Below are 13,564 nucleotides of genomic sequence, written 5' to 3' on the forward strand. Positions count from 1 at the left end.
CACGCAGCCGCTAGCCGGCCGCCGCAATCGGCGCCTCGTCGAACAGGCCGTAGACGCGTTCGGCCTTGGCAAATCCCGCGATCGGAAACTCGCCGAGATCGCTCCAGCCGCTGTCGTGAATGCCGGCGAAGCGCTCGGAAGCCACCACGGTGCGGCCGAGGCGGCCGGCGATCTTCTCGAGCCGCGCGGCGAGATTGACCGCCGGACCGATGCAGGTGAAGTCGAGCCGGTTGCCGCCGCCGATATTGCCGTAGAGCACGCGCCCGAGATGCAGCGCGACGCCGAAGCGGAAGCGCTCCACCGCGTCGCCATTGGGGAATTGCAGCGCCTCGACGCCGGCGCGCGACTCGCGCGCAGCCTCCAGCACCCGCGAGCAAACCTGCGCCTCGTCGCCGAGATATTCGTCGACCGGAAACACCGCGAGCAGGCCGTCGCCCATGAACTTGAGCACCTCGCCGCCATGGTCGCGGATCGCGGTGACCTGGCAATCGAAGTAGAGGTTGAGGATCTCCACGACGGTTTCGGACGGCAAGCGGTCGGACAGCGCGGTGAAGCCGCGCAGGTCGGACAGCCAGATCGCCGCATCCATGGTGTCGGCGCTACCGCGCCTGATCTGGCCGCCCAGGATGCGCTCGCCGGCCCGGTTTCCGACGTAAGTGTCGAGCAGCAGCGTCGCGGTGCGGCGCAGCGTGACGATCTCGATGTAACGCGACAGCGGGATGGTGATCGAGCGGATCGCATCGAGCTGCTCGTCGGTGAAGCCACCCGGCTGCTTGGTGGTCCAGCTCGAGGCGTTCGGGGGGCCGGCGGTGTTGATCAGCGGCACCGCGATGTAGTCGGTGACACCCTCCGCCTGCAGATCCACGACGATCGGAAAGCGGGTGCTGGCGGGGTCGTCGAGCCGCGCGCGCACTTCAACGCCCTGCTTGAGGACGATCGCCAGCGGGCTGACGGCAAATTCCGGGGCGTCCAGGATGTTGTGATCGACCGTGCCGGTCTCGACCTCGGCGCCAAGCCTCCAGATGAAATGGCGGCCGTAGATCTCGGGATGCAGCGTGCGCACGAAGACGCCGACGCGCCACAGCGGCAGGCCGGCCCGCACCAGGCGTTCGCAGCATTCCGCCATCATCTGCGCCGGGGTCGGTGCCGAACGCGCGCCGCCGATCATCCATTCGATGATGTCCCGAAGCTCCGACGCGTTCATGGCATTCCCCAGGCGAGCACCCGATCCGGTGATCACTATATAGGGGCTAAGGCATGATCCGGAAAAGTGTGAAGCGGTTTTCCGAAAAGATCATGCCCAAACAAGAAGCTAAGGCGCAGTGATCGCGCCTTAGCGCCCGGTCTGCCCGCGGTCGCGCAGAAAATGATCCGCCAGCACGCAGGCCATCATGGCCTCGCCCACCGGCACCGCGCGGATGCCGACGCAGGGGTCGTGGCGGCCCTTGGTCAGGATGTCGGTGTCGGCGCCCTTGCGGTCGACGGTCCGGCGCGTGGTCAGGATCGAGGACGTCGGCTTGACCGCAAAGCGCACCACCACCGGCTGGCCGGTCGAGATGCCGCCGAGCATGCCGCCAGCATGGTTGGAGAGGAAACGCGTTCCGTTGTTGCCGGTCCGCATCTCGTCGGCGTTCTCCTCGCCGGTGAGTTCGGCGGCGCCGAAGCCGGCACCGATCTCGACGCCCTTGACCGCGTTGATGCTCATCATCGCGGAAGCCAGATCGCTGTCGAGCTTGGCGTAGATCGGCGCGCCGAGCCCGGCCGGCACGCCCTCGGCGACGACCTCGATGACGGCGCCGATCGAGGAGCCGCTCTTCCTGATGCCGTCGAGATAGCTTTCGAAGAACGCCGCCTTGTCCTTGTCGGGACAGAAGAACGGGTTGTTGGCGATCTCGTCCCAGTCCCACTTCTCGCGGTCGATCTTGTGCGGGCCCATCTGCACCAGCGCGCCGCGCACCTTCACCTCGGGCAGGACCTTGCGCGCGATCGCGCCCGCCGCGACGCGGGTAGCGGTCTCGCGCGCGGAGGAACGCCCGCCGCCGCGATAGTCGCGCAGGCCGTATTTCGCCTCATAGGTGAAGTCGGCATGGCCGGGGCGGAACTTGTCCTTGATCTCGGAATAATCCTTCGAGCGCTGGTCGGTGTTCTCGATCAGGAGCGCGATCGGCGTGCCGGTCGTGACCTGCACGCCGCTTTCCGGATGCGCCATCACGCCGGACAGTATCTTCACCGCATCCGGCTCCTGGCGCTGGGTGGTGAAACGCGACTGCCCGGGCCGGCGGCGGTCGAGGTCGCGCTGGATCTCCTCCACCGTCAGAGGGATCATCGGCGGGCAGCCGTCCACCACGCAGCCGATCGCGACCCCATGGCTCTCGCCGAAGGTCGTGACGCGGAACATATGGCCGAAAGTATTGAAGGACATAGCGTGTCGTAACGCGCAGGGTCGGCAGCGTCAAACGGGTTTCATGACCCCAAGGACGTGGCTGGCCGGGCGCCCTTAACTATATTTCCGCAGGCCAGCCGCGCTGAACACGTAGACCGCTCCCTGCTCGATTGTGAGGTCGGCGGCCGAGGCCGGCGTCTCGAAGCCGAGCGCCACCATCAGCGCCCGCGCCGTGCCGCCGTGGGCGACGGCGACGGTGTCCGACGTTACCGAGCCGTACCACTCGGTCATCCGCGCCTGCACGTCGACATAGCTCTCGCCGCCCTCCGGCGACACCGTCCACTTCTCGGCCAGGCGGCGGGCATAGACGACGGGGTCGGCGGCCTGCGCCTCTGCCAACGTCGAGCCTTCCCACGTCCCGTAGGCGATCTCGCGCAGCCGCGCGTCGAGGGCGTAGTCGCCCGGCAGCAGGCCCAGCTCGGTGCGCACCAGCTCCATGGTCGCGCGGGCCCGGAGCAGTGGGCTTGCGACGAACGGCAGCGTCGTCTTGTCATGGCCGTCGCGCGCCAGGAGATCCGCGAGGATGCGGCCGGATTGTGCCGCCTGGGCGCGGCCGCGCTCGTTGAGAGCAATATCCTGCACGCCCTGAAGCCGGCCTTCGGCGTTCCATGAGGTCTCGCCGTGGCGGATGTAGTAGATCGTTGGCACCGGCATTCGCTTCGAATTTTTCTGGCCCGGAGGTACACCAGCACTTCGGCTGGCGACAAGCCCAAATCGGCCGCAGCCGAGGCGCTATGCGCACAGCTCGGTGCAACCGGAATAGCCACGCCGTTAGGGTGTTATGTTGAGCAAGGCGGCTATCGCCGCAACCATCGAAGACTGGGATGCATGACCGCGTTTCGTCAAAGTGTCGAAGCCATGATTCCAGCGCTCCGCCGCTATGCGCGCGCGCTGGTGCGTGACTCGGATATCGCCGATGATTTGGTGCAGGACACGCTGGTGCGCGCGCTGCGCTCGGAGCGGCTGTTTCTCGGCGGCGACGTCAGGAGCTGGCTGTACACGATCCTGACCAATCTGAACAAGAACCGGAGGCGCTCGCTGGCGCGGCGGCCGGCCTTCATGCCGCTGCTCGACAACAATGCCGACGCCAGCGGCACCGAGGCCGAGGGACGCGACATCGAACGCGCGCTGTCGACGCTGGTCGAGGAGCAGCGCTCGGTGCTGCTGCTCGTGATGCTGGAGGGCATGAGCTACCGGGAGGTCGCCGACATCCAGGGCGTGCCGATCGGCACGGTGATGTCCCGCCTCGCCCGCGCGCGCGCCCATGTACGGGCCTCGATCGAGGGCCAGCGCCCGGCGCTCCGGCGGGTGAAATGATAATGTGCGCGATGACAGATGTTATGCATGAACGTTTTTCGAACAAGATTTGGCAGAGACGATTGATATGACCGACCCGAACATCCCCGTCACCGAAGACGAGCTCCACGCGTACGTCGACAACGAGCTGCCGGCCGAACGCCGTGGCGATGTCGAGGCGTGGCTCGCCACGCATCCCGACGACGCGGCGCGGGTGCAGTCATGGCGCGCGATGGCCGAGACATTGCATGCGCGCTACGACACGGTGCTGGACGAGGCGGTGCCGAAGCGGCTCGAGCTCGAGCGGCTGGTGCGCCAGCCGCGCCGCTGGGTCTATGGCGCGGTGGCGGCGACGCTGATGGCCTTCATCGCCGGCGGTGGCGTCGGCTGGATCGCGCGCGGCGCCGCGGCGACGCCGTCGGCCTTCCAGAGCTTCACGCTCGATGCGCTGGATGCGCACCGGCTCTACGTGGTCGAGGTCCGTCATCCCGTCGAGGTGCCGGGCAGCGAGCGCGACCATCTGCAGCAATGGCTGACCAAGCGCTGCGGCTGGGACGTCCGCGCGCCCGACCTCACCGGGCTGAAGCTGGTCGGCGGCCGCCTGCTGCCGGGGCCGAGCGGGCCGGCGTCGTTCCTGATGTATGAGAGCACGTCCGGCGAGCGCTTCACGGTCTACACCGCCAAGGCGAAAACCGAGGCGACCCAGATGCGCTATGCCGTCCAGGGCGGCGACGGCGCGCTGTTCTGGGCCGATCGCGGCGTCGCCTATGTCGTCAGCGGCGGCACCGACCGCACGCGCCTGACCCAGGTCGCGCAGGCCGTCTACGATCAGATGGAGAAGAACGGCGGCTGATCTCCCGTAGATTTACGGGGCGATCAGCCGCCTCCATTGTGCCGTTTCGAGCAAGTGAATCCAGCCTCACTCGGCGTCCCAATTCCGACATTGAAAATTTCGATTCGCGTCATGGACGCGTCTCATTGTCGTACCGGATGCTCACGCGAAGATGATCCGCGCCCGATCCGCCGATCGGCGCACGCGGCCTCGATTGGGGTTTTGTGTACCGCGCTGGTCCCCCTCTCGAGGCCGCACTCTTTCTCCGGAGTCCGATCTGCACGCCGCAGATTTTGGACTTCGGACGGCCGGTCATCCATTGACGCCCTCGCAACGGCTGCGTCTACCCCGATAGAGTCCGGGGTGGTGCAGTTTCGCGTCTCTTGCGTCTTTTGGGGCGCGCTCTCGGCGGTCAGCCGAGATCGCTGCGCGGATTGTAGGAATTTCGCTCCCGCCACGTCTGCATCAATGCCTCAAGCTCGGCATCGTTCCCGTCGGGTAGGATGATGCGGGTCGTGACATAGAGGTCGCCGACGGCGCCCGCCTTCGACAGCCCCTTGCCCTTGAGGCGGAAGGTACGGCCGCTCGAGGTGTTCTTCGGGATCGACAGTTCGACCGCGCTGCCGAGCGTCGGCACGCGGACCTTGCCGCCCAGCACCGCCTCGTAGAGGGTAATGGGCAGATCGATCCGGAGATCGTTGCCGTCGACCTTGAAGAACGGATGCGGCGCGATCGAGATCGTGATCAGGAGGTCGCCGGGCGGGTGGCCTTGCGCGGTGTCGCCCTGCCCCTTCAGCCGGATCTGCTGGCCTGCGGTGACGCCGGGCGGGATCTTGACGTTGAGCTCACGGCCGGTCGGCAGGCGGACGCGCTTGTCGCCGCCCCCCGCCGATTCCTCCAGCGACACCGTCATGGCGACCGAAAGATCGAGGTCGACGCCGACCCCGCCGCCTTCGAATTCAAACGGGCTGGCCCGCCCTCCGCGCGCGCCAGCGCCGCCACGCGCGGCGTTGCCGAACATGCTGTTGAGGATGTCCTCGAAGCTGCCGCCACCCATGCCGCCGCCGGGGCCGGGGCCGCCGCGGAAACTGTACTCGAAGCCGCCGGGACCGGCACGGCCGCCGGCGCCGGCGCCGCCGCCGGGGAATCCCTGGAAGCGCGGCTTGCCGTCGGCATCGATCTCGCCGCGGTCGAACTGCTTGCGCTTGTCCTCGTCGCCGACGATCTCGTTGGCCGTGTTGATCTCCGCAAAGCGGGCAGCCGCCTTCGGGTCATTCTTGTTGTTATCAGGGTGATGCTTCTTGGCGAGCTTGCGATAGGCGCTCTTGATCGTCGCAGCGCTGGCGCTCCGCTGCACCCCCAAGACCTCATAGGGGTCGCGCATCCGTCACGTCTCCTTCACGGGAAAATCAGTTGTGGCCGGGAACCCATCCGGGCCCACTTTGCCTTCATGTGGGGGCTCAGTGGCATTTTTGCAACTAGCTTGGCGCCGGCATCGGCCGGAACTTTCAGGACTTACTCCAAGGCTTCAGGCTATGGATTTGCCACCGGCCTTGTCCAGACTTGCAGGCGGCGCCCTGCAGCCAGGTCTCGGTGGCTCCATTGACATAGCTGGCGAGAAAATCCCGGCACGTCTTGCCGTCCTCGCCCGCATAGGCCTGGGCCAGTGGCGTCACCGAGCCGCGTGCGCCGGTCTGGGGATTTTCCCAGGGCTGGCTGGAATCCTTGTCGCCCTTGGTCAGCACGTCGGAGGCGGCGTTGCGGGCAAACGCGAGATCGCTGTCGGTCGGCATCACTGCGCTGACCTGGGTCGGGTTGATCGAGCCCGTCACATCCTTGTCGTCCATCTTGGCGAAAGCATCGGTGCGCGACAGGCTGCAGCCGCTTGCACCGACGCCGATCAGGATCAAGGTCACCACCGCGCCCGCAGGGTGGATCGCCGATAGGCCAACGCGCGCCCATGCCCTATATAGGGCTACAAACGCGCTCTCGGACGCGGGCGAATGCAAATCGGGACTCCTGACATGACCGACACGACCTCCATCAAACACCCGACACCGTTAACATCGGGTGATTTCACCGCGGCGGAGGAGCCGTTCGCCCTGTTCGGCGAATGGTTTGCGGAAGCGGTCAAGTCCGAGCCGAACGATCCGAACGCGATGGCGCTCGCAACCGTCGATGCCGACGGGCTGCCCGACGTGCGGATGGTGCTGATGAAGGGCTTCGATGCCGACGGCTTCGTGTTCTACAGCCACATTGCCAGCGCCAAGGGCCGCGAATTGGCCGCAAACCCTAAGGCCGCTTTACTGTTTCACTGGAAATCGCTGCGCCGTCAGGTGCGCATCCGCGGGGCGGTGACGCCGGTGACGGACGCCGAGGCCGACGCCTATTTCGCCACCCGGCCGAAGCAGGCGCAAATCGGCGCCTGGGCCAGCAAGCAATCGCAGCCGCTGGAGAGTCGCTTCGCGTTCGAGCAGGCGATCGCCAAGGCCGGCGCGAGATACGTCATCGGCGAGGTGCCGCGTCCGCCGGGCTGGAGCGGCTGGCGGATCACGCCGCAGCGCTTCGAGTTCTGGCACGACCGCCCGTTCCGCCTGCACGACCGCATCGAATTCCGCCGCGACGGCGCCGGCAGCGCATGGTCGAAGGTGCGGCTCTATCCGTGATGACGACAGCTTAAAAGACGCCAACCTGAAAGACACCATGTCCCCTCCTTCCAACGCGCCGCGCCGTACCCTGCTCCTGACCGGTGCCAGCCGCGGCATCGGTCACGCCACCGCGATCCGGTTTGCTTCCGCCGGCTGGCGCGTCATCACCTGCTCGCGGCATGCATTTCCGGAAGTCTGCCCCTGGGGCGCTGGACCGGAAGATCACATCGAGGTCGATTTCGGCGACCATGACGACACGGTTCGCGCCATCAGCGAGATCCGCAAACGGTTGGTGAACGACGAGTTGCACGCGCTGGTCAACAATGCCGCGATCTCGCCGAAGGGGGCGGGCGGCGCGCGGCTCGGGACCATGGACACCGATATCGAGACGTGGCTGCACGTGTTCCGCGTCAACTTCTTCGCGCCCATCATGCTGGCCCGTGGACTGATCGACGAGCTCAGGCACGCCAAGGGCGCGGTGGTGAATGTCACCTCGATCGCCGGCTCGCGCGTGCATCCGTTCGCCGGCGTTGCCTATGCGACCTCGAAAGCCGCGCTGGCTTCACTGACGCGGGAAATGGCATCCGACTTCGGCCGCGTCGGCGTGCGCGTCAATTCGATCGCACCGGGCGAGATCGATACTTCGATCCTGTCGCCGGGCACCGAGAAGATCGTCGACCAGCAAATCCCGATGCATCGCCTTGGCACTCCGGACGAGGTCGCCAAGATCATCTACGTGCTGTGCACGGAAACCAGCTCCTACGTGAACGGCGCCGAGATCCACATCAACGGTGGCCAGCACGTCTGAGCTGTGGTTTGGATGTTATTTCGGGGAAGGAAGCGAGAGGTTCGAGGCGATCCCGGCCGCCGCCGCGGCCGTCACGTTGGGATTGCTTCGATTGTAGGCGTAACGACGCAGACGAGGCTTCTGCCTCCAAAAGGCCTCAGCCTCTAGTCCGCATAAAACCGACGAGATTTCTTCTCAAGCGGCTGCAGCGCGATGTCGTTCAACGCGCTGGAGCAATCGTCTTCGTCCTCGCCATCCAGCAACGCAGCGCCACAGTAGCGGCAAAGTCTCGGCGAGATCGCCTGCACCTTGCCTGCTGCGCGGTCGTGTTGATAGCGCGCAAAGTCGATGACGTTACGCCGTGGCGTTATGATCTTCTCAACCATTGCTGTCCTCCGGCTTCGAGGCGGGCGTTATCGCAGACAAGTTTCGCCCAAACGTTCAGCGCAACGCTCAAATTTTAGCAGAGGAAATAAGGCAGAAAGCGCGTCCCAAAACGCGACGTGTGGAACCAGCGCTACAGCCACTTTTTCCACTTGAAAATCCAGTACGGCACGATCGCCGCGATCAGCATCAGCACCAGCGCATACGGATAGCCGTGCGCCCATTCGAGTTCCGGCATTGCCTTGAAATTCATGCCGTAGACCGAGGCGATCAGCGTCGGCGGCATCAGCACCACCGCCATCACCGAGAACAGCTTGATGATGTTGTTCTGTTCCAGATTGACCACGCCGAGCATGGCGTCGAGCACGAAGGTGATCTTGTTGGAGAGATAGGAAGCGTGGTCGGTCAGTGAGGCCACGTCACGCTGCATGGTCTTGAGCTGCTCGCGCATGTCCTTGGACCATTTCACGCCCTCCACGATCGCCGAAAGGAACGTGACGAGGCGGCCGATCGAGACCAGGCTTTCGCGGACCTTCGAGGTCAGGTCGCCCTTGCGGCCGATCGCGATCAGGATCTGCGAATACTGCTTGGCGTGGCCGTGGCGCTGGCTCTCCGGTTCGAAGATGTCATGGGAGACCTGGTCGATGTCGGCCCCGCAGCGCTCCAGAATGTCGGCGCAGCGGTCGATCACCGCATCCAGCAGTTCCATCAGCACCTGCTCGCCGGTGAGGCCGGGGGAACAGGCCCGGGCCAGCTTGTTCTCGACCAGTGCGAACGGCTTCGGCAGGTCGTAGCGCACCGTTACCAGCCGATGGCCGGTCAGGATGAAGGTGACCGCCGTGGTGCGCGGCATATCGGTGTCAGACTGGCACATCAGCGTCGCGGTCATGTAGCGCGCGCTGTTCTCGATATAGAGCCGGCTGGAGATCTCGATCTCCTGCATGTCTTCCCGGGTCGGAACCGCGATCCCGGCGAGCTTCTCGACGGCCCGGTCCTCCTCGACGGTCGGGTTCACCAGGTCGACCCAGACCGCGCCCTCCGGCAGCGCGCCGAAGTCGGTGACGGCGGCCTTCTTGAGGGAGAAATCGGAGGGAACGAACACCGACAGCATCACGAACTCCGAGACACAGGATTGGGAACAGGGCTGGCAAGACCCGTCGACTTAGCGCGATTCTGGCTGGCGCTTCATGACCGGGCGATTAACCGGACATCCACCTTTGTGGCGGCAAGGCGGCGGTGAATGTGACGTTGAAGCAGCATCGATTGAACAACCGTTGCCTGTTTGCACAAAAACTGGCCCCACACCAGAAGACTTGCGGCAAAAAAGCCACAGGCGACGTCCCGCGATGCGGGAAAGGCATCTAAACTCTGGGAATAATGGCACGTTTCGGCAATAATGCCCTTCATGGAATCGTGGCGTTTGGGGCGCAATCGTGGCGCTTTGAGACGCGGATTTTCGATTGGAACGTAATCATGTCGTCGTTCAAAGTTACCTTTGGGATCCTGGCCGCAGGCCTGATGTTGTCGGGTTGCATGCAGGCCACAACCTATGAGGCCACCAACACCGCCGCCTTCAAGCCGCATGACAAGGAACTGCTGGCCAAGACCACCTACGTCAAGACGCCGGTGGCCGAGCCGTTCCGCCGCGCCATCGTCGAATATCACCGCAAGGAAGCCGCCGGCTCGATCGTGGTCGATTCCGACAACCATTACCTCTACTACGTGCTGAACGACGGCAAGGCGATCCGCTACGGCATCACCGTCGGCGAAGAAGCCATGGCATGGTCCGGCATTGCCAAGGTCGGCAGCATGACCGAATGGCCGGCTTGGCATCCCACCCCCGGCGAAATCTCGCGCCTCGGCGTTCCGACCTTCGTGGCCCCCGGCCCGGACAATCCGATGGGCTCGCGCGCGATGTATCTCTACTCGGGCGGCAAGGACACGCTGTTCCGCATCCACGGCACCAACCAGCCGGAATACATCGGCTCGTCGATCTCCTCGGGCTGCATCCGCATGACCAACGAGGACGTCATCGACCTCTACAACCGCGTCAAGCTCGGCACCATCGTCGTGGTGCTGGAGCCGAAGCACGGCGACTCGCCCTACAAGCCGCAGATGGCCCTGCAGGGCGCCGGCGGCACGACCTACTGATCGCAATCACGTCGCAGCAATCGCGATCAAAGGCGCCGGCTTTGCCGGCGCTTTTTTGTTGGCTGCGGCTTGCTCTCGGCAGCGCCGTCGGGCGCGGCCGCATCATCTGATTTCGCCGCATCCGGCTCATCGGCCTTGCCGCGGTTGGCTTCGGATCGGTCTGGCTTGGATGAGTCCGGCTTGGACGCGTCCGATTTTGCGGCGACCTCGCGCGGCGGCGCCTCTCCGGGGCGCTCGGCCGGCAACAGCGGCGCGACACGCGGCAGAGGATCGTCAACGTTCCACTGGCAGATCCGGTAATTGTTGCGACGCTCGATCAGGTCGAGATGGACGTGGTCCTCGTGGTACCAGTCCGAGCCCGGGCCGAGCACGGTGGAGAAGCGGGCGCAGACCGAATGCAGCACGGTCTCGCGCAGATCGCGCGGCACGCTGCGGTCGGTCAGCGAGATCGACTTGCCGTTGGCGAGACCGAAGGCGCGCACGTCGAGCGCATTGGCGCGGCCATGTTCGGAGAGCTGCGCGCCGGCGATGCGATTGCGGCCGCGGCACTCGAACGAGTCGAAATTGTCGAGATTGCTGATCCCGCCCCCGAGGCTCTGCGCCAGCGGCGCGATATCTGTGCGGACCCAGTCGGCGACTGCACTTGCCATCTTGCAGCGGAGGATCGCCGCGGGCTTGACCGCGACCTTGCGCTTGTCCGGCAGCACGATGGCCTCGAGCCGCACCAGATCCTCGCCGCCGCAGCCGCCGGCGCCGTGGATATCCGGAATGCTCGGCGCGATCGCGATCTCCTCGGTCAGCGCCTGCCGGCAGGCCGAAAGCTGCGGCCTCTGAGGCTCGGCGGGCTTGGCTGCTTCGGTCGGCCTGGCCGTCTCGCCGGGCCTGGCAGCCTCGGCAGGCGCGGCCTGTGGCGGTGCCGCAGCCGCTGGCGGCTCGGGCTCCGCGGCCACAGGCGCGTGAGCTGCCGCAGGCGCGTCAGTTGCTGCCAGCGCCTCCGCGGGGCGTGGCTTCGGCAGCGGCACCGCTGAGCGGCGGACCGCCTTGTGCGCCCTGTGCGGCCGGGTGCCGAACAGATCGTCCCAGGGAAAGCCAGGCGCGCCGCGGCCGGCCTGCGCGGGCCCCGCTTGCATGCCAAGGCAGAGCAGCGCGGCGGCAGCGGTAACCATTGCCGCGCCCCCGCGACGAAACGCGCCATCAGGCCATTTTCGGCTTGCTTTCTCCGCGCTACAGTTCATGTCAGTTCCATGATTTTACTGCCGGCCGTCCAAGATGCCGGCGGATCATGCGTGAGGATCGAGGAGGGATTTGCGTATGCTTGGCTTGATGCAAGATTGGCCCTTGCTATGTCACAAGATTATTGAGCACGCCGCCAAATATCACGGCACGCAGGAAGTCGTGACCCGGTCGGTCGAAGGCCCCATTCATCGCACCAACTACGCCCAGATCCACGCCCGCGCGCTGAAGGTCTCGCAGAGCCTGGAACGCGACGGCATCAAGCTCGGCGATCGCGTCGCCACCATCGCCTGGAACACCTGGCGCCACCTCGAGGTCTGGTACGGCATCATGGGGATCGGCGCGATCTGCCATACGGTCAATCCACGACTGTTTCCGGAACAGATCGCCTGGATCGTCAACCACGCCCAGGACCGCATCGTCATCACCGACCTCACCTTCGTTCCGGTGCTGGAGAAGATCGCCAGCCAGCTGCCGAGCGTCGAGCGCTACGTGGTGCTGACCGACAAGGCGCACATGCCGCAGACCACGCTGAAGAACGCGGTCGCCTATGAGGACTGGATCGCGGCATCCGACGGCAAGTTCGAGTGGAAGACCTTCGACGAGAACACCGCCGCAGCGATGTGCTACACCTCCGGCACGACGGGCGATCCCAAGGGTGTGCTCTATTCGCACCGGTCCAACGTGTTGCACGCGCTGATGGCCAACTCGAAGGACGCGCTCGGCACCTCCGCGTCGGACACAATGCTTCCGGTGGTGCCCTTGTTCCATGCCAACAGCTGGGGCATCGCGTTCTCCGCACCGTCGATGGGCACCAAGCTGGTGATGCCCGGCCCGAAGCTCGATGGCGCCTCGGTGTACGAGCTGCTGTCGACCGAGAAGGTCACCCATACCGCGGGTGTCCCGACGGTGTGGCTGATGCTGCTGCAATACATGGCGGCCAACAATGTCAAGCTGCCGGATCTGCAGATGGTGATCTGCGGCGGTTCGGCGATGCCGCGCTCGATGATCAAGGCGTTCCTCGACATGGGCAGCCAGGTGCGCCACGCCTGGGGCATGACCGAGATGAGCCCGCTCGGCACGCTGGCCACGCTGAAGCCGCCATTCAACACGCGCACCGGCGAGGAGCGGCTCGACATCCTGCAGACCCAGGGCTACCCGCCGTTCGGCGTGGAGATGAAGATCACCGACGATGCCGGCAAGGAGCTGCCGTGGGACGGCAAGACCTTCGGCCGTCTCAAGGTCTCTGGCCCCGCGATCGCAAAAGCCTACTTCCGGGTCGATAGCAACATCCTCGACGATGCCGGCTTTTTCGACACCGGCGACGTCTCGACGATGGACGAGCACGGCTACATGCGGATCACCGACCGCTCCAAGGACGTGATCAAGTCCGGCGGCGAATGGATCTCCTCGATCGATCTCGAGAACCTCGCGGTCGGCCACCCGGCGGTCGCGGAAGCGGCCGTGATCGGCGTCCATCACCCCAAATGGGACGAGCGGCCGCTGCTGATCGTGCAGCTCAAGCAGGGCGAGAGCGCCACCCGCGAGGACATCCTGAAATTCATGGACGGCAAGATCGCCAAATGGTGGATGCCCGACGACGTCGCTTTCGTCGACGGCATCCCCCACACCGCGACCGGCAAGATCCTGAAGACCGCGCTGCGCGACCAGTTCAAGGATTACACCTTCCCGACCGCCGCGGCGTAGGGCGAGAAACCGTAGCCCGGATGGAGCGAAGCGCAATCCGGGGTTCGGCGTTCGACGGAAAGACCTGCCCCGGATTTCGCTTC

General features: G+C 65.4%; 14 protein-coding genes. 6 read left to right on the forward strand and 8 right to left on the reverse strand.

All coding sequences use genetic code 11. The annotated features are described in order from the left end of the window. Nucleotides 1–10 precede the first annotated feature (10 nt). From AAFG13_RS16380 to AAFG13_RS16390, 3 genes are all read right to left on the reverse strand, one after another. A complete protein-coding gene (locus AAFG13_RS16380) occupies nt 11–1,204 on the reverse strand; it encodes an adenylate/guanylate cyclase domain-containing protein (RefSeq protein ID WP_212311493.1) in 1,194 nt (397 codons plus the stop codon). 129 nt (nt 1,205–1,333) lie between these two features. Further along, nucleotides 1,334–2,422 carry a chorismate synthase gene (gene aroC / locus AAFG13_RS16385; RefSeq protein ID WP_212311494.1) on the reverse strand — a complete coding sequence of 363 codons (1,089 nt, stop codon included), beginning with the start codon at nt 2,420–2,422 and terminating at the stop codon, nt 1,334–1,336. A 75-nt stretch (nt 2,423–2,497) separates the two neighbouring features. Next, complete coding sequence (locus AAFG13_RS16390) at nt 2,498–3,097, reverse strand: histidine phosphatase family protein (protein WP_342712643.1); 600 nt, start codon at nt 3,095–3,097, stop codon at nt 2,498–2,500. A gap of 174 nt (nt 3,098–3,271) precedes the next feature. Between AAFG13_RS16390 and AAFG13_RS16395 the strand changes: the two genes are divergently transcribed. Together AAFG13_RS16395 and AAFG13_RS16400 are read left to right on the forward strand one after the other, a co-directional pair. Continuing rightward, nucleotides 3,272–3,760, forward strand: a complete 489-nt coding sequence (locus AAFG13_RS16395) for a sigma-70 family RNA polymerase sigma factor (RefSeq protein ID WP_092124724.1) — start codon at nt 3,272–3,274, stop codon at nt 3,758–3,760. Nucleotides 3,761–3,827: 67 nt separating this feature from the next. Continuing rightward, nucleotides 3,828–4,592: an anti-sigma factor gene (locus tag AAFG13_RS16400; protein ID WP_092124723.1), complete on the forward strand. Its 765-nt coding sequence runs from the start codon at nt 3,828–3,830 to the stop codon at nt 4,590–4,592. A gap of 391 nt (nt 4,593–4,983) precedes the next feature. Here AAFG13_RS16400 and AAFG13_RS16405 read toward each other — a convergent pair whose 3' ends face one another. Beyond that, on the reverse strand, nt 4,984–5,955 hold the full coding sequence (locus AAFG13_RS16405; RefSeq protein WP_212311496.1) for a J domain-containing protein: 972 nt from the start codon (nt 5,953–5,955) through the stop codon (nt 4,984–4,986). Nucleotides 5,956–6,079: 124 nt separating this feature from the next. Beyond that, a complete protein-coding gene (locus tag AAFG13_RS16410) occupies nt 6,080–6,487 on the reverse strand; it encodes an RT0821/Lpp0805 family surface protein (protein ID WP_212311708.1) in 408 nt (135 codons plus the stop codon). A 108-nt stretch (nt 6,488–6,595) separates the two neighbouring features. Between AAFG13_RS16410 and pdxH the strand changes: the two genes are divergently transcribed. Together pdxH and AAFG13_RS16420 are read left to right on the forward strand one after the other, a co-directional pair. Continuing rightward, entirely contained in the window at nt 6,596–7,237 is a 642-nt protein-coding gene (gene pdxH, locus AAFG13_RS16415) for a pyridoxamine 5'-phosphate oxidase (protein WP_212311497.1), read from the forward strand. Between the two features lie 37 nt (nt 7,238–7,274). Beyond that, nucleotides 7,275–8,027: an SDR family oxidoreductase gene (locus AAFG13_RS16420; protein WP_092124720.1), complete on the forward strand. Its 753-nt coding sequence runs from the start codon at nt 7,275–7,277 to the stop codon at nt 8,025–8,027. Nucleotides 8,028–8,170: 143 nt separating this feature from the next. Here AAFG13_RS16420 and AAFG13_RS16425 read toward each other — a convergent pair whose 3' ends face one another. Both AAFG13_RS16425 and AAFG13_RS16430 read right to left on the reverse strand, forming a co-directional pair. Further along, nucleotides 8,171–8,392 carry a hypothetical protein gene (locus AAFG13_RS16425; RefSeq protein ID WP_176532935.1) on the reverse strand — a complete coding sequence of 74 codons (222 nt, stop codon included), beginning with the start codon at nt 8,390–8,392 and terminating at the stop codon, nt 8,171–8,173. A gap of 131 nt (nt 8,393–8,523) precedes the next feature. Then, nucleotides 8,524–9,501 carry a magnesium transporter CorA family protein gene (locus AAFG13_RS16430; protein WP_342712644.1) on the reverse strand — a complete coding sequence of 326 codons (978 nt, stop codon included), beginning with the start codon at nt 9,499–9,501 and terminating at the stop codon, nt 8,524–8,526. Between the two features lie 362 nt (nt 9,502–9,863). On the opposite strand from AAFG13_RS16430, the gene AAFG13_RS16435 reads away from it, so the two are divergent. Beyond that, nucleotides 9,864–10,541, forward strand: coding sequence for a L,D-transpeptidase (locus AAFG13_RS16435; protein ID WP_092124718.1), 678 nt, complete (start codon nt 9,864–9,866; stop codon nt 10,539–10,541). 26 nt (nt 10,542–10,567) lie between these two features. Here AAFG13_RS16435 and AAFG13_RS16440 read toward each other — a convergent pair whose 3' ends face one another. After that, a complete protein-coding gene (locus AAFG13_RS16440; RefSeq protein ID WP_342712645.1) occupies nt 10,568–11,707 on the reverse strand; it encodes an extensin family protein in 1,140 nt (379 codons plus the stop codon). A 145-nt stretch (nt 11,708–11,852) separates the two neighbouring features. Here AAFG13_RS16440 and AAFG13_RS16445 point away from each other — a divergent pair, with 145 nt between their 5' ends. Beyond that, on the forward strand, nt 11,853–13,481 hold the full coding sequence (locus AAFG13_RS16445) for a fatty-acid--CoA ligase (protein ID WP_342712646.1): 1,629 nt from the start codon (nt 11,853–11,855) through the stop codon (nt 13,479–13,481). Nucleotides 13,482–13,564 lie beyond the last annotated feature (83 nt).

The organism is Bradyrhizobium sp. B124 (assembly GCF_038967635.1).
Classification (GTDB): domain Bacteria; phylum Pseudomonadota; class Alphaproteobacteria; order Rhizobiales; family Xanthobacteraceae; genus Bradyrhizobium.